At 53.5% G+C, this 19,338-nt stretch carries 18 protein-coding genes and 1 pseudogene; 7 read left to right on the forward strand and 12 right to left on the reverse strand.

Going from position 1 to position 19,338, the window contains the following annotated elements; translation table 11 throughout:
* Window positions 1-88 precede the first annotated feature (88 nt).
* Window positions 89-3,133: a SusC/RagA family TonB-linked outer membrane protein gene (locus tag ACYVI1_RS01290; RefSeq protein ID WP_460905883.1), complete on the reverse strand. Its 3,045-nt coding sequence runs from the start codon at window positions 3,131-3,133 to the stop codon at window positions 89-91.
* A gap of 341 nt (window positions 3,134-3,474) precedes the next feature.
* On the opposite strand from ACYVI1_RS01290, the gene ACYVI1_RS01295 reads away from it, so the two are divergent.
* Together ACYVI1_RS01295 and ACYVI1_RS01300 are read left to right on the forward strand one after the other, a co-directional pair.
* Complete coding sequence (locus ACYVI1_RS01295; RefSeq protein ID WP_460905886.1) at window positions 3,475-4,494, forward strand: LacI family DNA-binding transcriptional regulator; 1,020 nt, start codon at window positions 3,475-3,477, stop codon at window positions 4,492-4,494.
* A gap of 498 nt (window positions 4,495-4,992) precedes the next feature.
* Window positions 4,993-5,532, forward strand: a complete 540-nt coding sequence (locus tag ACYVI1_RS01300; protein WP_460905888.1) for a DUF6252 domain-containing protein — start codon at window positions 4,993-4,995, stop codon at window positions 5,530-5,532.
* 122 nt (window positions 5,533-5,654) lie between these two features.
* Here ACYVI1_RS01300 and ACYVI1_RS01305 read toward each other — a convergent pair whose 3' ends face one another.
* The gene (locus ACYVI1_RS01305; protein WP_460905890.1) at window positions 5,655-6,104 is read right to left on the reverse strand and encodes a LytTR family DNA-binding domain-containing protein; all 450 of its coding nucleotides are present in this window, start codon (window positions 6,102-6,104) and stop codon (window positions 5,655-5,657) included.
* Between the two features lie 396 nt (window positions 6,105-6,500).
* On the opposite strand from ACYVI1_RS01305, the gene ACYVI1_RS01310 reads away from it, so the two are divergent.
* Entirely contained in the window at window positions 6,501-6,707 is a 207-nt protein-coding gene (locus ACYVI1_RS01310; RefSeq protein WP_460905892.1) for a helix-turn-helix domain-containing protein, read from the forward strand.
* A 388-nt stretch (window positions 6,708-7,095) separates the two neighbouring features.
* Here the strand turns inward: ACYVI1_RS01310 and ACYVI1_RS01315 are convergent, their stop codons facing one another.
* Window positions 7,096-7,380 (reverse strand): hypothetical protein, encoded by a 285-nt coding sequence (locus ACYVI1_RS01315; RefSeq protein ID WP_460905894.1) that lies wholly within the window; start codon window positions 7,378-7,380, stop codon window positions 7,096-7,098.
* A gap of 263 nt (window positions 7,381-7,643) precedes the next feature.
* Here ACYVI1_RS01315 and ACYVI1_RS01320 point away from each other — a divergent pair, with 263 nt between their 5' ends.
* Both ACYVI1_RS01320 and ACYVI1_RS01325 read left to right on the forward strand, forming a co-directional pair.
* Window positions 7,644-8,105: a LytR/AlgR family response regulator transcription factor gene (locus ACYVI1_RS01320; protein ID WP_460905896.1), complete on the forward strand. Its 462-nt coding sequence runs from the start codon at window positions 7,644-7,646 to the stop codon at window positions 8,103-8,105.
* A 127-nt stretch (window positions 8,106-8,232) separates the two neighbouring features.
* A complete protein-coding gene (locus tag ACYVI1_RS01325) occupies window positions 8,233-9,048 on the forward strand; it encodes a DoxX family protein (protein WP_460905898.1) in 816 nt (271 codons plus the stop codon).
* On the opposite strand, the gene ACYVI1_RS01330 is transcribed toward ACYVI1_RS01325, so the two are convergent.
* The 4 genes and pseudogenes from ACYVI1_RS01330 to ACYVI1_RS01345 all read right to left on the reverse strand — a co-directional run bounded on the left by ACYVI1_RS01330 (window position 9,023) and on the right by ACYVI1_RS01345 (window position 10,678).
* Entirely contained in the window at window positions 9,023-9,496 is a 474-nt protein-coding gene (locus ACYVI1_RS01330) for an FAD binding domain-containing protein (protein ID WP_460905900.1), read from the reverse strand. The genes ACYVI1_RS01325 and ACYVI1_RS01330 overlap by 26 nt on opposite strands.
* Window positions 9,493-10,162, reverse strand: a pseudogene (locus ACYVI1_RS01335) ((2Fe-2S)-binding protein). The gene ACYVI1_RS01330 and the pseudogene ACYVI1_RS01335 overlap by 4 nt, the downstream one beginning before the upstream one ends.
* A 47-nt stretch (window positions 10,163-10,209) precedes the next feature.
* On the reverse strand, window positions 10,210-10,467 hold the full coding sequence (locus tag ACYVI1_RS01340) for a cyclophilin-like fold protein (RefSeq protein WP_460905902.1): 258 nt from the start codon (window positions 10,465-10,467) through the stop codon (window positions 10,210-10,212).
* Window positions 10,448-10,678 carry a cyclophilin-like fold protein gene (locus ACYVI1_RS01345; protein WP_460905904.1) on the reverse strand — a complete coding sequence of 77 codons (231 nt, stop codon included), beginning with the start codon at window positions 10,676-10,678 and terminating at the stop codon, window positions 10,448-10,450. The genes ACYVI1_RS01340 and ACYVI1_RS01345 overlap by 20 nt, the downstream gene beginning before the upstream one ends.
* A gap of 348 nt (window positions 10,679-11,026) precedes the next feature.
* On the opposite strand from ACYVI1_RS01345, the gene ACYVI1_RS01350 reads away from it, so the two are divergent.
* A complete protein-coding gene (locus ACYVI1_RS01350) occupies window positions 11,027-12,034 on the forward strand; it encodes a helix-turn-helix domain-containing protein (protein ID WP_460905906.1) in 1,008 nt (335 codons plus the stop codon).
* A gap of 32 nt (window positions 12,035-12,066) precedes the next feature.
* On the opposite strand, the gene ACYVI1_RS01355 is transcribed toward ACYVI1_RS01350, so the two are convergent.
* The 5 genes from ACYVI1_RS01355 to ACYVI1_RS01375 form a co-directional block, all read right to left on the reverse strand.
* Complete coding sequence (locus ACYVI1_RS01355; RefSeq protein WP_460905908.1) at window positions 12,067-13,728, reverse strand: carboxylesterase/lipase family protein; 1,662 nt, start codon at window positions 13,726-13,728, stop codon at window positions 12,067-12,069.
* Window positions 13,729-13,792: 64 nt separating this feature from the next.
* Window positions 13,793-16,003, reverse strand: coding sequence for an aldehyde oxidoreductase molybdenum-binding subunit PaoC (gene paoC / locus ACYVI1_RS01360; protein WP_460905910.1), 2,211 nt, complete (start codon window positions 16,001-16,003; stop codon window positions 13,793-13,795).
* Between the two features lies 1 nt (window position 16,004).
* Window positions 16,005-16,955 carry an FAD binding domain-containing protein gene (locus ACYVI1_RS01365; RefSeq protein ID WP_460905912.1) on the reverse strand — a complete coding sequence of 317 codons (951 nt, stop codon included), beginning with the start codon at window positions 16,953-16,955 and terminating at the stop codon, window positions 16,005-16,007.
* Window positions 16,956-17,015: 60 nt separating this feature from the next.
* Window positions 17,016-17,684: an aldehyde dehydrogenase iron-sulfur subunit PaoA gene (gene paoA, locus ACYVI1_RS01370; protein WP_460905914.1), complete on the reverse strand. Its 669-nt coding sequence runs from the start codon at window positions 17,682-17,684 to the stop codon at window positions 17,016-17,018.
* 655 nt (window positions 17,685-18,339) lie between these two features.
* Complete coding sequence (locus ACYVI1_RS01375) at window positions 18,340-18,492, reverse strand: hypothetical protein (protein WP_460905916.1); 153 nt, start codon at window positions 18,490-18,492, stop codon at window positions 18,340-18,342.
* A gap of 415 nt (window positions 18,493-18,907) precedes the next feature.
* Between ACYVI1_RS01375 and ACYVI1_RS01380 the strand changes: the two genes are divergently transcribed.
* Window positions 18,908-19,096 (forward strand): hypothetical protein, encoded by a 189-nt coding sequence (locus ACYVI1_RS01380; protein ID WP_460905918.1) that lies wholly within the window; start codon window positions 18,908-18,910, stop codon window positions 19,094-19,096.
* The last annotated feature ends 242 nt before the right edge of the window (window positions 19,097-19,338 follow it).

A 19,338-nucleotide genomic window follows, 5' to 3' on the forward strand; every position in this document is an offset into this window, starting at 1 on the left:
TATGGGATTTAACTGACTATGATTTTGCCAATAGGCTTTCTGTGAAAGCAAAATCATAGTCAGTCAGTTAAATCATAAAAATCCCGGTTCAGAACGTGACCTGCAAGCCGCCCAGAAACGACCGGGCAGGTGGATAAACTAAATTGTCGACGCCAATAACGGTATTGCTGCCCGCGTAGGTGTTCACCTCCGGGTCGAAGCCGGTGTACTTAGTGAGGGTGAACAGGTTGTTGCCGCTGGCATAAATCCGGATGCGCTGAATCCCCTTGATTTTGGGCAAGGTGTAGCCGAGCGTTACGTTCTTACAGCGCACGTAGGAGCCATCTTCAACAAATCGGCTGCTCACGGGCAGGCGGCTGCTGAGGGCCGCACTGGCGTATTCCTGGCTGGGATTGGTGGGCGACCAGCGATTGGCTACACCCGCCAGCAAGTTGCGCTGACCTAATGGCGTTTCGAACGCAAACCGGGCCTGATTGAAGAGGTCGTTGCCCTGACTACCGGAGAGAAAGACGCTGAAATCAATGTTCCGGTAAGCCAGATTCGTCGAGAAGCCAAAGATGAGTTTAGGGTTGGGATTGCCCGTCACGGTCTGGTCGCTGGCATCGATCTTCCCGTCGCCGTTGAGGTCTTTCAGTTTATGCCCGCCCAGCCGCCCATCATAGCCTGGCAGAATGGTTTCGCCCGTTTGGTTGATGCCATCGAAGACGTAGGTTTTGAAAAGCCCGAGGGGCTGCCCAACGCTCAGAATGCTATACGTCGTCACAAACCGCTCCTGCGTGGTGCCCCCATCCAGGTCGAGGACTTTGTTGCGGTTTATGGTCGCATTGGCCGATACGTCCCAGCGGAAAGCACCGGGCAAAATCCGGGCGTTTGCTGCCAGTTCAACCCCTCTGTTTTCCAGCGATGCAAAGTTGCCCGTGATGCTGCCATAGCCCGACGATAGCGGCAACGTCTTGATATACAGCAGATCGCGGGTTTTCTTATTATACACATCGATCACAAAACTCAACCGGTTATTGAGCACACTGATATCTAAACCGATGTTGGCCTGGGTCGATTTTTCCCAGCGCAGGTCGGGGTTGGCAATGCCCGATGGGTTGATTCCCGTCAGGTAGGCATGGTTGAACTGGTAGTCGCTGCCCGACGACGAAACCGTTGCCAATGACTGATAGGGCGAAATACCACCGGCATTTCCGGTCAGGCCGTAACTGGCCCGCAGTTTTAAATCCGACAACCAGCCTGCGTTTTTCAGGAAGGGTTCTTCGATGATGCGCCAGGCCGCCGATATGGCCGGAAAGAAACCGTATTTATGGTTGGCCCCGAACTTGCTCGACCCATCGGCACGGGCGGTCAGGTCCAGAAAATACTTGTCTTTATAACCATAATTGATCCGGCCCAGATACGAGTCTAGCCGCTCTTTGGTGCGGCTGCTGCTCACCGTTCGGGTTAGGGCAAGTTGCAGGGCTTCGTTGGCGGTAGCGTCATTGGGGAAGCCGGTGGCGTTAATGGTATTGCTGTTGGCCAGGTTACTCTGACTGGCAAACACGCCTGTAAACTTCAGCGTGTGGTTCGTAGCCATCGTCCGGGTGTAGGTCAGAATGCTTTCGTGCAGTAAAACAAGGCTGTTCGCATTCCCTTTGGAACCCGACCCGGAATTGTCGTTCAGGTCGGCCGCATTCACAATGGACCGGGGCGAATAGGTGTTCCGCAAACTATTCTGCAAATCGACGTTGAACGACGCCCGGTAGGTCAGTCCCCGCAGCAGATTGACCTCACCGTAGACGTTGGCCAGGGTGCGCTGAATACCAATTTTATTTTGAATAGCTGCCAGTCCCAGCGGATTCGTCACTTCCCGGTATTGGCCGGTTGCCTGCTCACCAAACGGAAATACGCTGCCATCGGCGCGGTAAGGCTGCAGATTTGGGGGCGCACCGACAGCCGACCCCAGGATGCTGCTGGTGATAAAGTCGCCATCGCCGAGGCTGGTGGTGCCGTAGGGAACCCCTTTATTGATGGAGTAGCTCCCCAGCATACTCGTGCCGACTTTGATCCGGTCGCTGATGCGGTGGTCGACATTGAGTCGGAGCGAATACCGCTGAAAGCCCGAATTGAGGATGACCCCCTGCTGGTTGAAATAGTTGAGCGATAAGGCCAACTGCGTTTTCTCGGAGCCGCCGTTGATGGTCAGTTGGTGGTTCTGGATGGGCGCCGACCGGAAAACCAGTTTTTGCCAGTTGATACCTTCCCCTAAACTGGCGGGGTCAGGATAAATCGTCTTTTTAAACGCTTCGTTTTCCAGTTCGGCAAACTGAGCTGCCGGCAGCACTGGCAGCATTTTCGACACGTTCTGAACCCCGTAATAGCTTTCGTAGCTTACGCTGGTTCGGCCTGATTTACCCCGTTTAGTCGTAATCAACACTACCCCATTCGCGGCCCGCGAGCCGTAAATAGCCGTGGCCGACGCATCTTTCAGCACTTCTACCGATTCAATATCGTTGGGGTTTATCGTTGACAGGGGGCTTATGTCCGTCAGGCCTCCCCCATTCGAGATCTGGATGCCATCCACAATATAAAGCGGTTCCGACGTGCCATTGATGGAGTTCGTTCCCCGAATCCGGACGCTGACATTGCCGCCCGGTGCGCCTGAATTCTGCACAATCTGAACACCCGCCACCCGGGCCTGAATACCCTGTGCTACGTTCACAACGGGCGTTTGCACCAAATCGGCGGCTTTAATGGAGGCAATCGAGCCGGTCGTTTCAATTTTGCGCTGCGTACCGTAGCCCACCACCACGACTTCGTTCAGGGACCGGTCGTCGGCTTTCAGCACCACATCAATCATCTGCTTAGTCGACAGGGCAATTTCCTGCGTTACGTAACCAATGGACGAAAATGTCAGCGTAGCCTTATCCTCGTTCACTGTTAGGGTGTACTGTCCATTGGCGTTCGTCGTTGTCCCCTGCTGAGCACCTTTGACAACGACGTTGGCCCCCGGCAGTCCTTCGTTTGTGGCCGAGTCGGTCACACGCCCCGTAATCATTGTGGTTCGGGGCGCCTGCGCCTGCCCCGCTAACGTGACCAGCAGCAGACTAATCAGGCTGACCACCGTTCGTACTGATAAACTGGATTGCATAGGTCAAACAGCGTTAACTGCCTTTTTGGTTTAGGAGTTATAAGATTGAAAAAATACAATTCTCTTGATTTTCCCATGTAATTCAAAATGGGTACTCATGTAAAGCGATTTGGCATTAATGTTCCAGCGGGAAGAGCAAACTGGTTCTTTTTGCCGATTATTACTTGATGTTAGGTCAAAATATCAATTCAGCCAAGATTTTTTTGACTTATTTCATTGGGAATGTTCCCAATTTTTTGGGAACATTCCCAATGAAATGGTCAAGCCGATAAGAGCGTGTGGAAGACGCAGGCGGACTCCGTTTGAGCAAAATTAGATTAATTATATTTTCTGTATTTTTTATGGCTACTCACCAGACAACGATCATCGATATTGCCCGCGCTCTGGGGCTGTCCAAATCGACCGTATCACGGGCCTTAACGGGTCATGCGAATGTGAATGAGAAGACGCGTCAGCGCATCCTCGATATGGCGGCTCAGGTCGACTACCAGCGAAACCAACTGGCCATCTCCCTCCTGACAAACCGTACCGGAACAGTGGGGATTATTGTACCGGAATTTATCAGTTTTTTCTTCCCTAAAGTCATTATTGGGGCGCAGGAGGAACTGGCGAAATCGGGCTATAATGTCGTGATTTGCCACTCAAATGAGTCATATGAAACGGAGGTGGCCAATGCAAAAGCGCTCCTGGCCAGCCGGGTCGACGGCCTGATTGTGTCGCACACGAAGGAAACCCGCAACTTCGACCATTTTAAGGTATTCCAGCGGAAAGGCATCCCGGTGGTGTTTTTCAACCGGGTTTGCGAAGAGATGAACGTATCGACCGTAACGGTCGATGACTATCAGGGGGCGTTTAGCGCCGTGGAGCATCTGATTCAAACAGGCCGACGCCGAATTGCTCACCTGGCCGGACCCGATACGCTCGCCAACAGCCGTAACCGGCTGAATGGGTACCGGGATGCCCTTAAACACTATGCACTGCCCATCGATCCAGAGTTGGTTATCGCCTATGATCTGAATCTGGACAAGGCCAATATCTACGTCAATCACCTGCTTAATCTGCCCAATCCTCCCGATGCGCTGTTTGCCATGAACGACCCCACCGCACTCGAAGCCCTGAACGTAGCGAAACGCCGGGGCCTTCGCGTACCCGATGATCTGGCGATTGTGGGCTTTAGCGACGACCCGATGTCGGCCCTTATTGAGCCGGGCCTGACAACCGTAGCGCAGCCCGTCAATGAAATTGGTCGGCAGGCGGCCCACCTGTTACTAAGGCAACTGCTGGCTAAAGAAGACGAATATCAACCTGAACGAGTTATTCTGCCAACCAATCTGATCATCCGCGGTTCCACCGTTACGTAATGTATGGGGCGCTGCGACTCGCAGGCGGCTGACTAAAATTGTTTTCTTACCCTGACTATGGGCTTATAGGCGCTGTATTTCAGCCAACTAAACTAACGCAGTCGCACACCGTCTGCTATTACGGACCGATGCTGCCCGGACTATTTATTGACAGAGTGGCCATCTCGTGCCCAAGGTTACTCCCGCCTTTGCCTTATTCGACTACGTTCTGTAGCCGATATTAGCCTTCCCCCGAATGGCTATAATGGCTGCCTGATACAACCACCGTTGTTGCTGGCTTCCTCTCCAGCCGCCGGTTTTAGGGTTATTTCCACCGCTTTTAAAGCCAGGTCCGCCTACAGCATAGTCTCCCCCATAGGCGCTGTCTGGATGTAGTAGTTTTGATTCGTCAGCGGGAAATAGACACCCAGCGTCCTGATTGACTCAGGTGACTGAAGCCGCTCCAAACAGAATCGAACGTTTCACTTTTTCAATTACACAACAATCTCTGTTTCAACCATGAAAACTCTACGCGTAATCGCCATTCTGGCCCTCTCAGGTACTCTGGGTTTAACTTCCTGCAGCAAAAAAAGCGACGATGTGATGCCGGTTCCAACCCAACCTACGCCCACCACACCAACCACCCCGACCACCACACCCGGTCAATCGACCACGCAGACCACATCGGGTTTCTTTACAAAAATCGACGGCAAGGAGTTTCGCCCCGACTTAGGCTATGCCCGGGTAGCGGCCCCCGGCAACGATGGCTACTACGCAATTTATGGCCTCGACAGCCAAACCAGCGATGTTATCATGATTGCGCTGCCTTATTCGGCCCTGATAGGCACGCATAAATTAAGCTACGTTAATTTCGGTGCGTTTTCCTTAGGCAACGGCACCGACTCCTTTTCCACCCGGGTGCAGCCCGGTGAAGGCACCGTTACGATAACCAACATGACAACTACAGACGTTGAAGGTACGTTCTCCTTCACCGCCTACAGCGACAAAGGGGTCAAGCGTGCCATCACTGAAGGCAAGTTTAAGGTGCCTTTCAAATAAAGGACTGTAGGTAGCCCATATTGCAACGGCCAGCTTTGTAAGGAGCTGGCCGTTTTTCTGGTTAGGATGCTTTCGTTTGCAGAAGCCGTAGCTACTGAAGTTATCCATGGCCATACCCAACTTCACTGGACAGGCATCACCGCATCGGCACCCCGACGAAATTGTGGTTTGCATTCGCCCGGATAAGCCTGTTGGGGGGTTAGGCGGGAAGCCGGCGTTAACGTCCGCTCATACTCCAGAGCCTCATTCATGGCCCTATGATACTGCCTGAAAACCTGTTGCACTAAGGCAAGACGGCGTCGGGCAACGGGCAATACGGCCCTGTTCTTCATGGAGACCACCGCCGACTCCGGCCCGGTACGTTCCAGACTAACTACATACGCCGGGTTGACCAGATAGCCTTTATGCACCCGAATGAAGTCAGGCAATAAAGCTGTGTAGTGACGAAGTGGGTAACACGTTAAGACGCGCCCGCCTTTCGAGAGATAAAACCAGGAATAATTGCTGTCACCAGCTACATACAGTATATCGGTTAACAGCATCGACGTCTTTAAGCCAGGTAATTTAGTCATGTGCGTGAATTGAACAAGAGTGAACCGAATTAATCTGTTTTTGCGAAGGCCGCCCGGCGCTGGAAGTCAGCCGATGGATAAGGCCTCACAGGGCAGGTAACCGGTGGACGTTCGCTGGGTTAAAGGTCAGCCAATGGGCGTACTTGTTCTGCCAGTTTTGGGTTAAAGAATGGCAATTTTGGGTAAGTCTCCGGGCTGCATGGACAGCTACGGGACGAGTTGTTGAAACAGGCGACAGGCAAACGACAGGCCACCCGAGAGAGCAGGGTGCTGCGATCAAAAATTAGCCTGTTGGCACTTACAGATGAGTAGGATTTAGCGAACGGCCCGGTTTGGGCGTGACGCCCTGAATTTTCATAGTCAGAATGGTATAATTATACCAAGCAGATCACGTCTATGTCAGCGATTCGGGAACAGATGGGTCAGTTGATCCGGCAACGACGAACCCAAAAGGGGCTAAGTCAGGAGCAATTAGGCCGTAAATTAGGTATTGGCCGAACAACGGTTTGTCGGTATGAAGCAGGCGACCAAAACTTCACCGTCGATACAATTCAAAAAATAGCCGATGCCCTAAAGGTTAAGCTCACCATTGTTTTTGAGTAATTTACCAATACTATATACTACACTATGGCCGGGCAAAGTTGGTACGCCCTGCCCGGCTCCATAACGCCCGCAAACCGGCACTATCCTTCTGAACCGGACCTGAACTGCGTCGGGTCTGATTGCTGCCCTGATGACAGTTCGTCAGAAAAAACAGCAAGTTTGTTAGATATCAGGAAGTTATACTAAATTTACGGCCTCACTAAGTTCGTCAACAACTCCGTGACCAGGAAACCCCCGCCTTCATCAAAAGACACCCTGACCGGTGATGAATTTTACCGACTGTTTGATAAGTATGTGCAACAGGTGGCCGACACATATCGCCTGCCGAGGTCTGTCCAGAATCAGATCAAAAGCCGGGCCAAACGGCCTAAGTCTTAATTAATTGGCGTTAAGGAGCGATCTTCTGGCCAGACGGACTGCTGAACTGATCCATAATGTGCTGTACGGCGTTCAGCGCATCCCCAACGGAAAGCTCCCGGGTCTGGGCAATCCATAACACCGTGTCGACAATCAGGTAGGCATCAGGATCCTGATGATACGCCCACCATACGGTATAGGCATCGGCATACTCATGCCCGGTTTGGCCTGCGATCTGAACCAGTAGCTCAACATCGGTAGGTAGCGGATTGCTGCCACAATCGACAAACGACTTTGAGACTGATTTCTTACCCATACATTCACTTCTTAAGAATCGACCCTGGCGTTACACAGGCAAAAATGATACCAGGCCCTGCAACAACCATGATCGCTCAGCAACCCGTGCACAGAGCAGGCCGGATCCATAAGCCGCACGCTCAACCCACGGCCCGGACACCCCCACCTTAAGGATACAGGTCTCCATCGGCAGGAAAAGCTGGTTTGGCTACAGCAATAGTTTGATTAGTTACCTAATTACCAGAGGATTGGCAAGAATGTTGTGGAGTAAATCAAGCACAAATGAATTTAGACACGCGTAGTAGCAGACGCAGGATTATGGTATTTTACCTGAATCATCGTCAGTGGAATACCGACGATCTACTCAACTGGCCCCCGCTACGGATTTATGATCGTAGTGAGGGAGCACAATGGCTGCCGGTGAGCGATCTGATGTATTTGGAAAGTGAGCTGAATTATACCTGGCTGCACTGGGCCGACGGCCGGCGCGTGTTCATACCCCGTACCCTGAAATGGTTCGAGGACAAACTACCGCCTGCCTGGTTTTTGCGCCTGCACCGCCACTGCCTGGTTAACCGTCGGTATATCGAGCGGGTGGAGATGACCCTGACGGGCCGGCTTTATCTGCATACCGGCGTTGTCCTGCCTGTCTCCCGCCGGCGCTGGCCGCGACTTCGCCGACAGATGGATTTCCGCCCCCCGGATCGATCCGAATGCCATCCCCCTCAACCCACAAACCGGTGATCCGGCCGTGTGTAATTGGTGGCCAGTACCCTGGATCAGGCCAATTCATAGGTAATTCAAGCCGTCTACGCTTACGTTGGTTAGCATCAGGTCCATTCCGACTCGAAGACAACTACAGAACAGGTATATGAAACATCTCATCAGAACAGGCCGCACATTTTATGGGGTCGGCCTTATTGGGCTGGGCATTCAACACGTCCTTTATGCCGATTTCCGACCGGTGATTTTGCCCCAATGGCCCGGCTGGCTTCATGGATTAGCCATTTGGGCGTATCTGGCAGGCATTGGGTTAATGGTGGCCGGGGCCGCGATTATTTTCAGCAGAAAAGCGGGCAGGATAGCGCTTGGTTTAGGCGGAGTTCTTTTTCTGTTTTTCATCGGCTTTCATGTGCCTTATCAGGTATTCATCAGTCCCAATTCCTTTCATTTGGGGTTATGGACCGATGCCCTCAAAGAAATAGCCCTGTCGGGTGGTGCTTTTAGTATGGCCGACTCATTTTCTGGGGAAGACGCTGCGCTTACCAGTCGTCCATCTCCGCTCATGGAAAAAGTTAGGCCGCTGGGAAAAATTTTCTTTTCCATCATGCTGGTCGCCTTCGGTATTGATCATTTTTTATATACTGAAGGCGTGGCTACGCTGGTTCCGGCCTGGATTCCCGGACCTGTTTTCTGGACTTATTTTGCGGCTGTGGCTCTTATTGGGTCGGGCATTGCCATTCAGTTTACCAGCACCGTAAAACCAGTTGGGCTATTGTTGGGCATCATGCTCCTGCTTTGGCTTATCGTTCTTCATATACCCAGAGCAATGGAGGATCCCTACATGGCAGAGGGGAATGAAGTAACCAGTGCGTTTGAAGCATTAGCCTTTAGTGGTATTGCGTTCGTTATCGCGCTTATGCCGCAAAAACAAGGCCAGTTTAATCCAGCTCCGGGAGATCTATAAAGCGGTTCCCTGTATGGGTGCAGGCATAGCGTTCACCCTTCGCTAAGTCGGCAGAAGCATTCCCGGTAGATATCGACGTATCGTAGAAATACGGGCATCGGGTACGCTGCATCATGTTGCCGCCAACGGTGGCCATATTTTGAAGCTGCGCCGAGGCTCCCGCGTTCAGGGCCTGTGATAGGAGCGGGAAATGCTTCTTCACCAGTTCATTATCCGCTACGGTCGAGTTTTTAGCCATGGCCCCAATTCGCAGACCCATGGCTGTTTTTTCAATCGTGGCCAGGGGCAGCTTCTTGATGTCGACCAGCCGTTCAGGGATGATGACCTCGCGTTTCATCAAGTCAATGAGGTTAGTGCCGCCTGCCAGGAAGTAGGTGCCGCTTTCCCTCGTAATAGCCGTAATGGCGGCTTTGGGGGTCGTAACCCGCGTAAACTGAAATGGGTTCATACCTTTTTCCCTCCCTTCTTTACATCCATAATGGCGTCGACAATGTTGGCGTACACTCCGCATCGGCAGATATTGTCCCTCATGTATTCGCGGATCTCGTCGGGACTGCCCGCGTGTCCTTCGCGGATGCAGGCCACCGCCGACAAGATCTGGCCGGGGGTGTAGTACCTGCATTGGAAACCGTTGTGTTTAATGAAGGCTTCCTGCATAGGGTGTAACCGGGCAGTCGCCGGTGATGCGGCATCCCGATCGCCGTCAGTCAGGCCCTCAATGGTCGTTACGCTACAGCCTTCGGTCGTCCTGGCCAGTGTCAGGCACGCGTTGACCCGCGCACTGTCGACATGGACCGTACAGGCTCCGCACTGGCCGTGATCACACCCTTTCTTGATGTCGGTCAGGTGAAGTTGTTCGCGCAGCAGATCGGGAAGGGTAACCCGCAGCTTGATGGATAATTGCCGCATCGTCCCGTTGATGTTGACCTAAAGCGGCAACTGCCGGAACGCCGGCCGCTCAAATGCAGCGGCCATTTTTTCGTGTAGCCCCTTGGCCAACCCCTGCAATTGCGGCCGGTGGCGTCAGTACCAGGGCCGATGACTGTTTCAAAAAGCTCCGTCGGGACGAATCAGACGAGTCTGTCTCATCACTGAAATGTTCGTGTTGGTCCATAAAGCGAGTGTTAGTAACGTTGAGAAACGACGATGGATGGTAACTAATCATTCCAGGTCAAAAGTGGCTGTTATACGTCCGAAACCCAGGGCGGCAGACAGTTCCGCCGGGTTATCGATTCGACCCAGTTTTGTATAACTGTAGGGCGTAGAAAACGATTTATAGAAAAGTACCAGCGTATTCGATCCATACAGCATCAAATCGCCGGTTTGAATCGTTCCGGGCTTCGAGGCATTGGTCGGCAGCGGTCCCGCGTTCGGGTTGGTTGGGAAATTATAGAGCTTCTCATTCCCGTTTAACCGCACCGGCGACCCGGTCGCTCATGGCGACGGTCATCGGTAGCCGGGTTTTGAATGCTGTAACGGCTGGATTGTCGAGGAGGGTTGCGCTGAACGTCCTGGAACCAATCCTGATGCGTATCGAACTGCCGAGTGGTTGATTGCTCATCGTATCGGTAGGGCTATTATCCTTATTTACAGTGTCGGTACTGACATTATCATCCATTTTACAAGCCATGATACCGATGAAAAATAGTAGGAATAAGCTAATTCGTGACCCGTTAACGGCTTTCATACTGATTCATTAACAATGTTAAACGTTAAGTAAATGACATGAAAGATATCACTAAAGATGTCGCTTTCCCTACGCAAAGCTACCCGAAAGGTATTGGCAACTTTATAGTGAAATCGCAGCTTTTTTTATGAAAATCGCATTTCTAAATTAAAATAGAGTTGAGCGAGTCTTTTTGCATTAAAGGTCTGGCTTTGCCGTTATTATTCGTAATTTCAGAAGTTAGACATATTCCAGGGAAAGCCTTTGACTGGGCGGAAATCTATCGTAGACCAAAAAATGTCAATGACAATTATGAAAACACGACCGCACCGGAGCGCCGGCCGCCGGAGCGCCGGTGATGCGGCAATCCGACCACGGCGGACCGCCGACGCGCAGCCCATTACGATGGTGTACGATATGCCATCCCTGCTACCGCCCGGCACCACACCGGTGAGCCGACTCTACTACGAAGACTGGAACATTAAAGTCGTGGACCGTGAGAAAAGTGGTTGCGACAACTATCTGTCGCCCAACCGGCGCGATTTCTACAAGATCATGCTCATGACCAGCGGCACGGGTTGCCAAACCCTGGGCAAGGATACCTACAACATTGACGAACGAACCATTCTGTTTTTGCACCCCAATGAAATTGTATGCTGGCGCAATGCACCCGAAACAATAGGCGGGGGTATCTTCTGCATGTTCAAAAAGCGGTATCTGGATCAGCACCCCTCGCTGAAATTAATCATTGACCGATACCGGTTTTTTACCCAGAAAAAGATACTGCGCCTTTCGGATGACTCGACCCGGATGACTCACAGCTTGTTAACCCAGATGAAGGTCGAAGCGGCCTCGGGCGACCCATTGGCCGAGGAAGCCATGCAGGCCTATGTGCAGCTCATTCTGGTCGAAAGTCTAAAAGGCACCGATTATGCACCGACCGGAGAGATTACAACTGAGTATCGACATGTGTATGATTTCTTCGGACTGCTGGAAAAAGAAACCAACCTGGCCAACCTGGACAAGCCCATCCGAATGCGAACAGCTCAGGAGTATGCGCGGAAACTCAACCTTAATCCCAGTTACCTGAACGGGTTAGTAAAAAAACATACCGGGCAGCCCATCAGCACGCTCATCAAAAATCGCTTAGTGGAAGAGAGTAAGGCGTTGCTGGTGCAAACGGACTGGACCCTACAGCAGATCAGCCAGATTATTGGTTTTGCCGATCAGCCTAATTTCAGCCAGTTCTTTAAGAAATACGTAGGTATAACGCCCAATGAATTCCGGCGCTCACCGATCTCACCAGCTTATGAGGACTGAGTCCGCCAATGGAAAGAACCGCGTTTACCCGTTCAGACTTTACCGAGAGATCGCCACATGGCGAGTTCCTGACCAAAGCGGTTGTTGATTACTTCGCAGGTGGCATCGATGCGCAGGGTGGGCCGGGTATTGAGATTGTAGGCTGGCCAGACGGGTACGTCCTTGGCGGCTGGTTTGCCCGTCCGGGCGAAGGTGGTCCAGAGTTCGGCGAAGTGATGAGAGGCCATAAATCGTTCGGGTCGATTGCCACCAAAATAGCTTTCCTTGGGTGTCGAACCGTCGCGGGGTGGCACCTCGTTGTTGAATTTGAACGAAATATCCATCGCGTGGGGCGTACCCAGCGCATAGTCCGTGCCCGGAATTTTCTTCTCGGACTTGTAGCCAAAATTGTACAGATACACCGGTGCGCCACCCTGTTTTGCTTTCTTCTCGGCAATATCTACCGAGCCCAGGCCCATCATGATAATGGAGGAGATGGCCACAAAAATAGCCGGTGCCGATGCGCTGGGGTTTGCTTTCCGGTAGGTGTCGACTATTTTGGGAGCGTCTTCCCCGTACTGTGGCTCCAGTTTTTTCTGGACACTCTTAAAATCAAGTTTGGCGAACTCGGTGTCTTTATTCTGCCAGGCGAAGAAGGTGTACTCGTCCTCGTTCCAGCCCACCAGCAGCGGCTTGTTGCGCGAGATAGCCGGTGGATTCGGGTCGAAGGGATGATGCGGCAGCACTACGCCGTCAACCACCGGCCCGAACCCGCCGTAATTTCGGCGCATCATGCCCTGACTCCGATTCTTCTCCTGAAACGGTGGTACCGAGGGCAGCTTGTTCTGGATGGCCAGCAAATCGGCCGCCGGTACGTCGAGCAGTTTGCGCCAGTCTTTGGGGGCAATAGTCAGTTCTTTCAGCAGCATGGCGGTCGTTTCGGCGGCTACATCTTTGGGAATCATCCGAACCCCCGGCCCACTTTCAATCGAGGCTTTGTTGAAGTAGGGAGCTGCGTCGGGCATGGCGTACAAACAGGATGTTTTGGCTCCTCCACCCGATTCACCCCAAATCATGACACTGTTAGGGTCTCCTCCAAACTGGGCGATATTGTCATGCACCCATTTCAGACCAGCCGTGATATCGAGCATACCCATATTGCCCGAGCCAGCATAGTCGGCACCGGCAAGCTCGTCCAGATAAAGAAAGCCGAGTAGCCCCAGCCGGTGGTTGGTCTCCACGACCACCACGTCGAAGTTGCGGGCCAGGTTCGACCCATCCTGTCCTCCCGATGCCCCAGAACCACCCACAAATCCACCGCCGTGACTGTAGAACATCACCGGACGTTTTCGGTTGTCGCTGGCCGGTGTCCACACATTCAGGAACAGACAGTCTTCGGCGGGGTCCGGTTCGTTGCGCCGGGGTGGCTGAATGGCGGGTGCGCCAAACTGGAGCGCATCCCGCACGCCCGTCCACGGGGCGAGGGGAGCGGGCCGTCGAAAGCGCCGGTCGCCAGAAACACGCCCCCCGTAGGGTATGCCTTTGAACACACTCACGCCATCGTTTCGCCCGCCTTTGACCCGGCCATACGTGGTATCGGCTTCGACAAACTCGTCGGCCCTGCCAACGCCAGAAAATCCGTATCCGGGCGCGGCCATAGCGGCCGTAGCCAGTGTCAAACGGGTCAAAAAATCTCGTCGGTGTATGCTGTTCATCGGGTTAGTGGTCCAGTCGTTTAAGCTTGTTCTTTGTATACGACAGTGTCTCTTGGTTTCTCAATTACCCATTGAGACTGAGTTTATTGATTAGCTTGTCGAGCGTAATCGGATAATCGCGAACCCTAATGCCCGTCGCGTTATAGACGGCATTGGCGACTGCGGCCGCTACCCCAACGATGCCCAGTTCGCCGATGCCTTTGGCCTTCATGGGCGACATGGTCGGGTCCAGGTCTTCGAGCAGCACCACCTCCTGATGGGGAATATCGGCATGAACGGGCACTTCATAGCCCGCCAGGTCGTGGTTGACAAAGAAACCAACCTGTTTGTCGACCACCAGTTCTTCCATCAAAGCCGCGCCCACGCCCATCGTCATGGCGCCGATGACCTGACTGCGGGCGGCTTTGGGATTCAGAATACGCCCGGCATGACAAACCGCCAGCATCCGCCGGACCCGGATCTCACCCGTAAACGCATGGACCCCTACTTCCACGAAATGAGCACCGAAACTTTCCTGCGCGTATTCCCTGGAAAGGGTACCGTAGGTCATTTCATCCTGGGCAACCAGTTCGGCGGCTTTGGCTGCGTCGCTCAACAGATAGCTACGATTACCCGCCCGCACCTGTCCACCCACGAACTCGGCTTCTTCGACGCTCACGCCCAGCGACAACCCTACGGCTTCGCGTAGTTTGACGCAGGCTGCGTAGACACCCGACGTGACGGAAGCCGCACCCCACTGCCCGGCGGAGCCCGGCGACGTGGGAAACGACGAATCGCCCAGTTTGACCACCACCTTATCCAGGCCAACGCCCATCATCTCCGCAGCGGTTTGCCCAACAATGGTATAACTGCCGGTTCCAATATCGGTCATGTCCGTTTCGACTGTAATGATGCCCTCCCGGCTTAGCCGCACGCGGGCCGCCGATTTCATGATAGGTGCTCCCCGAATGGCTGACGCAACGCCCAGCCCGATCAGCCACTGACCCTCCCGCACGGTACCGGGTCTGGCCTGCCGCCGGTTCCAGCCAAACTGCCCGGCCCCGGTTTGCAGACACTCGACTAATTTGCGGGTTGAAAATTTACGACCTGGTTTTTCGGGATCAACCTGGGTGTCGTTCTTAATGCGAAAGGCAACCGGGTCCATCGCCAGTTTCTCGGCCATTTCGTCCATGGCAATTTCCAGGGCCATCATCCCCGTGGCTTCGCCCGGCGCCCGCATGGCACTTCCTTCGGCCAGATCGAGCACGGCCAGCCGCAGTTGCATGAATCGGTTGGCTCCCGCGTACATCATCCGGGTGGGTGCGGTGGCCGATTCGGCTCCCCCGCCGGGCAGATTACCCGACCAGCTTTCGTGCCCGATGGCGGTGATCGTTCCGTCGGGGGTAGCCCCGATCCGAATGCGCTGGATGGTCGCCGGGCGATGGATCGTGTTGTTAGCGATCAACGGCCGGGGCAGGGCCACTTTCACCGGTCGACCTGTAGCACGAGCCGCCAGCGAAGCGGCAATGATATCGGACAGGGCGGTGCCCTTACCCCCAAAGCCCCCGCCAATAAAGGTCGCGATCAGCCGAATGTTCTCCTGAGGAACACCCAGAATGGTGGCCACGTCGCGGGCACCCCAGTTGAGTTGTTGAATGCAACACCAGCAGGTTAGTTTGTCCCCGTCCCATTGGGCAATGGTGGCGTGAGGTTCCATCATGGCGTGAGTCTGGTCGGGGGTGGTGTAGGTTTCGTCCAGTTTGACCGGGGCCGATGCGAACGCCCCATCGAAATCCCCCACGTTCGTTGTCGGGGGTGGGCCAAACTGACCCTGCCTGGGGAGGGGTGCCGAGTCTTTGGCCGCTGCCAGATCGTAGGCTCCTTTGGTTTTCGTGTAGCTTACTTTCAGTAGCGAGGCTGCCGCCCGGGCCTGCTCGAAGGTCTCGGCGACCACCACTGCGATGGCCTGGTGATAGTGGTCGATGTCGGGCCCGGCCAGCAGCCGGTCGACGTAGAATTTGCCTTGCTGGAGTGGCCCGACGCTTGCCGCCGTCACGATAGCCAGTACACCGGGTGCAGCCTTTGCTTTTGTCTGGTCGATGGACTTGATGCGTCCTTTGGCAATGGCCGCGCCCACGACGTACCCATAAGCGGGATTGGAAACCGCGTCGTTGTGTTCGTAGGCGTATTTGGCCGTTCCCGTTGTTTTCAGCGGGCCTTCGATGCGGTCGGTTGGTTTACCAATGACGTTGAGCTGGTCGATGGGGTTGATTCCGGCAGGCGTTTCAAATTTCATGTCAGTGTCGGGCTTCGTCTAAAACGGCTGCCACAGTTCGTTCAACCAGGGCCAGCTTGTACTCATTTTCTTTAGTGGGTCGGGCTCCCTTCAGCAGTTGCGCGGCAAACGCTTTCGCGCCCGACGGCAGCAGCGGTTCGGCCGACTCAACCCGCCAGGGTCTGGGGGCTATTCCCCCAACGGCCACCCGGCCCGTGCCATCTTTCTGAAGAACAGCGGCCACCGAAACAAGCGCGAAGGCGTAGGAGGCCCGGTCGCGCACCTTGTGGTAGATATGTACCCCACCCACCGGTGGCGGCAGGACCACGCTGGTAATCAGTTCGTTCTTCTCCAGCGTCGTTTCCAGTTGTGGGGTCTGACCCGGCAGGCGGTAAAACTCAGCCAGGGGGATGGTACGTTTGGTACCATTGGCTTTTACCATTTCTACCGTCGCGTCGAGGGCACGCATAGCCACGGCCATATCACCAGGATAGGTGGCGATGCACGAGGCACTCGTACCGATGATGCCCAGTTGCCGACTGAATCCGGCAATGGCCGCGCAGCCGCTGCCGGGCACACGTTTGTTGCAGTGCTGGTTGGTATCGTAGAAATACGGGCAGCGCGTCCGTTGCAACAGATTACCGGCGGTGGTGGCTTTGTTACGCAACTGCCCCGACGCCCCCGCCAGCAGTGCTCGTGACAAAAGGCCGTAATCCCGACGCACGATGGGGTGAGCCGCCAGATCGGTGTTATTCACCAGCGCCCCGATACGCAGTCCCCCAGCCGGGGTTGATTCAATTTTGTCGAGGCCAATCTTGCCAATATCGATGATGTGCGTGGGCGCTTCGATTTCCAGCTTCATCAGATCGAGCAGATTGGTGCCCCCGGCCAGGAATTTAGCCCCCGGTGTTCGGGCCGCAGCAGCCGCAGCTTCGGCGGGCGTGTGAACGCGTTCGTAGGTGAATGGTTTCATGAGCCCTTATTTAGTTATTCTTGGCAATGGGTCGATGATGATCCGGCATGACTAAGTGATTTATGCGTTTTTACCGGCCACTTCGCTCATCGCTTCGGCAATATTGGAATAGGCACCGCATCGGCAAATATTGCCACTCATCCGTTCGCGCAATTCCATATTGGTGGCCTCAGGTTTCTCCAGCAAACTGGCGCTGACGTGGCTGGGGATTCCCGCTTTGATTTCGCTGAGCACCGCTACTGCCGAGCAGATTTGTCCCGGTGTGCAGTAGCCGCACTGGTAGCCATCGTGCTTGATGAAGGCCGCCTGCATGGGATGGAGCCGGGCAGTGGCTGATGCGGCATTCCGACTGTTTTCCGGCGTTCCCAGTCCCTCAATGGTGATGATGGTATCACCCTGATGCTGAAGGGCCAGCGACAGGCAGGAATTGATTCGTCGATCATTGACCAGCACGGTACACGCACCACATTGGCCGTGGTCGCAGCCCTTCTTAGTGCCCGTAAACTGGAGGTGTTCCCGTAGCGTATCGAGCAACGTGGTCCGGGTGTCCATTTCCAGGTCGTGGCGTTGTCCATTCACTGTAAACGACACCTTCGCCAGTGAAAGCGGAACGGTATGCGGAGCGGCCTGTGCGCCCGTCACGTTCGAGAAAGCAAGGGCGGCAACAGCAGCGGTCGTTCCAACAATCATTTCACGCCGGGTAATCGTCGACTCGTTTGAATCTTCCATAGAATGGCCGTTTTACGGGGTTATTGGGTATCCGTTCGCCTAAACAGGCCAGTGCCTTGAGTAGGGCATTCAATAAAGGCTGTGTGGTGGATAGAAAAGTTTGCACCAGGGCCGTATTCGATTGCCAGTAGGCCATCCAGGTTATTATCTGGAGCCATAAGCATGACCAATGTCGTTTTATGGCCTCAATGTTTTTCAAGGCCACACTCTCAACAAAGTTCGACCGCTAATTTGGTATACTTTATACTAAAACCAGTGGCTTTTTTATGAAAATCACAGATTAGTGCGCTTGCCGATTAGGGGATTTTCTCCGCACACTTTAGAGACTGCTAAGTTTCTAAAATTAACTGCGTATTTCCTGTTGCTGTGTCCTCACCTAATTTGGGAAATTTAGACAGCCTCTTAAACACTGAAAAACCCTCATAGTCAGTGAGGGCGGCTTTATCGTAAACTGATTATACCAGTACAGTTTATAAGCTTATAGGCACGAAACTTACGATTTGGACACAACTGGGCCAGCACGGTGGCCGGAAAATTGTAAACACCGGTTGCCCGGCCATTTGTTTGGTTATGCCGAGTATGATGGTTGCCTACTCCCTACACACGTGGCTCGAAAACCAGTATAAAAGTTGCCCAAATCTAAGCTGGCAACGGTCTACTGCCCTTCTGTTATTTGATTGGCATCGGTGTTAGTTGGCTCGATTTGTTGCCGCTCAGCCGTTACTTGCGCCTGAAATGCTTCAAGTTCCGCAAGTCGGTTGACCATGGCTATCGGCAGTAATGCAGCTACCTTTTTCTCGCTCTTCATGAGCACGAAGGCTTTGCTGGCATAATACGTCTGATTGACATACCCACCCACCTGCCGTCGAAATTTGTTCGTAGCTAAGCTTTTCCTAGCACACAGTTGTTTTCCTGAAAACTTGACAAAAATTACATTTTTGTCAAAACAAAATATTGAGCATCCTAAAATGTCTTATTTTCGACGATTATGGACAGTAAGTATCAAATGACCTTATAAGTGTTGTGCACCGATCATAGGATCAAGTAATTACACACTTATAATCTACAGGTAAACCATAGCAGACAATGATTATTTCAAGTCATGTTTTAGTATTGATAAATGAAGATTATCGGTAACAGATAAGCAGTCGTACCTTGTAAACGCAATAATGTTTGTGTGCTTTGCAACAAACGGGTAGGTTTGTCAAAAATTATTGAAACGCATGTATGGTCAAACCCTGCCTTTGCTGCCAACCGCGCAAACTGATCTGTTTTCCCCGGTTGCGCTGCCCCAGGTGGGCGATGCTCAGCAGAAATATTTGCTGAAAGGTATACAGGGAGCGGCCAACACCGAGCGGGCTTACCGGGCCGATCTGGCCCATTATAGTGAATGGGTCAGCAGCAGGGCCTGACCGCGCTGCCGACAACAGCGGCTATGCTGGGCCAATAGGTGTCGGCGTTAGCTCCGCATAAGAAATGAATGACCATTGCCCGTCGGCTGTGGGCCGTGCACAAGTGGCACGAGCTGCACGACCAGTCCATACCCATAGACGACCACTGATACCGTTTTTGATGTCTTTACCTTCAGCACGTCGGCAACTGAACTCAAGGCGTATATCGGCAGCCGGTGATATACACAACCCTGCGTGCAACC

Source organism: Spirosoma areae (genome assembly GCF_054781775.1).

Bases quoted from the DNA above. Each gene is read 5' to 3' on its own strand.
- ACYVI1_RS01330 (WP_460905900.1), bottom strand. From the start codon at position 9,496: ATGAACCCATTTCAGTTTACGCGGGTTACGACCCCCAAAGCCGCCATT.
- ACYVI1_RS01345 (WP_460905904.1), bottom strand. From the start codon at position 10,678: ATGGCTTGTAAAATGGATGATAATGTCAGTACCGACACTGTAAATAAG.
- ACYVI1_RS01325 (WP_460905898.1), top strand. From the start codon at position 8,233: ATGAAACATCTCATCAGAACAGGCCGCACATTTTATGGGGTCGGCCTT.
- paoA (WP_460905914.1), bottom strand. From the start codon at position 17,684: ATGGAAGATTCAAACGAGTCGACGATTACCCGGCGTGAAATGATTGTT.
- ACYVI1_RS01300 (WP_460905888.1), top strand. From the start codon at position 4,993: ATGAAAACTCTACGCGTAATCGCCATTCTGGCCCTCTCAGGTACTCTG.
- paoC (WP_460905910.1), bottom strand. From the start codon at position 16,003: ATGAAATTTGAAACGCCTGCCGGAATCAACCCCATCGACCAGCTCAAC.
- ACYVI1_RS01380 (WP_460905918.1), top strand. From the start codon at position 18,908: ATGTATGGTCAAACCCTGCCTTTGCTGCCAACCGCGCAAACTGATCTG.
- ACYVI1_RS01350 (WP_460905906.1), top strand. From the start codon at position 11,027: ATGAAAACACGACCGCACCGGAGCGCCGGCCGCCGGAGCGCCGGTGAT.
- ACYVI1_RS01320 (WP_460905896.1), top strand. From the start codon at position 7,644: ATGAATTTAGACACGCGTAGTAGCAGACGCAGGATTATGGTATTTTAC.
- ACYVI1_RS01315 (WP_460905894.1), bottom strand. From the start codon at position 7,380: ATGGGTAAGAAATCAGTCTCAAAGTCGTTTGTCGATTGTGGCAGCAAT.
- ACYVI1_RS01310 (WP_460905892.1), top strand. From the start codon at position 6,501: ATGTCAGCGATTCGGGAACAGATGGGTCAGTTGATCCGGCAACGACGA.
- ACYVI1_RS01290 (WP_460905883.1), bottom strand. From the start codon at position 3,133: ATGCAATCCAGTTTATCAGTACGAACGGTGGTCAGCCTGATTAGTCTG.
- ACYVI1_RS01295 (WP_460905886.1), top strand. From the start codon at position 3,475: ATGGCTACTCACCAGACAACGATCATCGATATTGCCCGCGCTCTGGGG.
- ACYVI1_RS01305 (WP_460905890.1), bottom strand. From the start codon at position 6,104: ATGACTAAATTACCTGGCTTAAAGACGTCGATGCTGTTAACCGATATA.
- ACYVI1_RS01355 (WP_460905908.1), bottom strand. From the start codon at position 13,728: ATGAACAGCATACACCGACGAGATTTTTTGACCCGTTTGACACTGGCT.
- ACYVI1_RS01375 (WP_460905916.1), bottom strand. From the start codon at position 18,492: ATGAAGAGCGAGAAAAAGGTAGCTGCATTACTGCCGATAGCCATGGTC.
- ACYVI1_RS01365 (WP_460905912.1), bottom strand. From the start codon at position 16,955: ATGAAACCATTCACCTACGAACGCGTTCACACGCCCGCCGAAGCTGCG.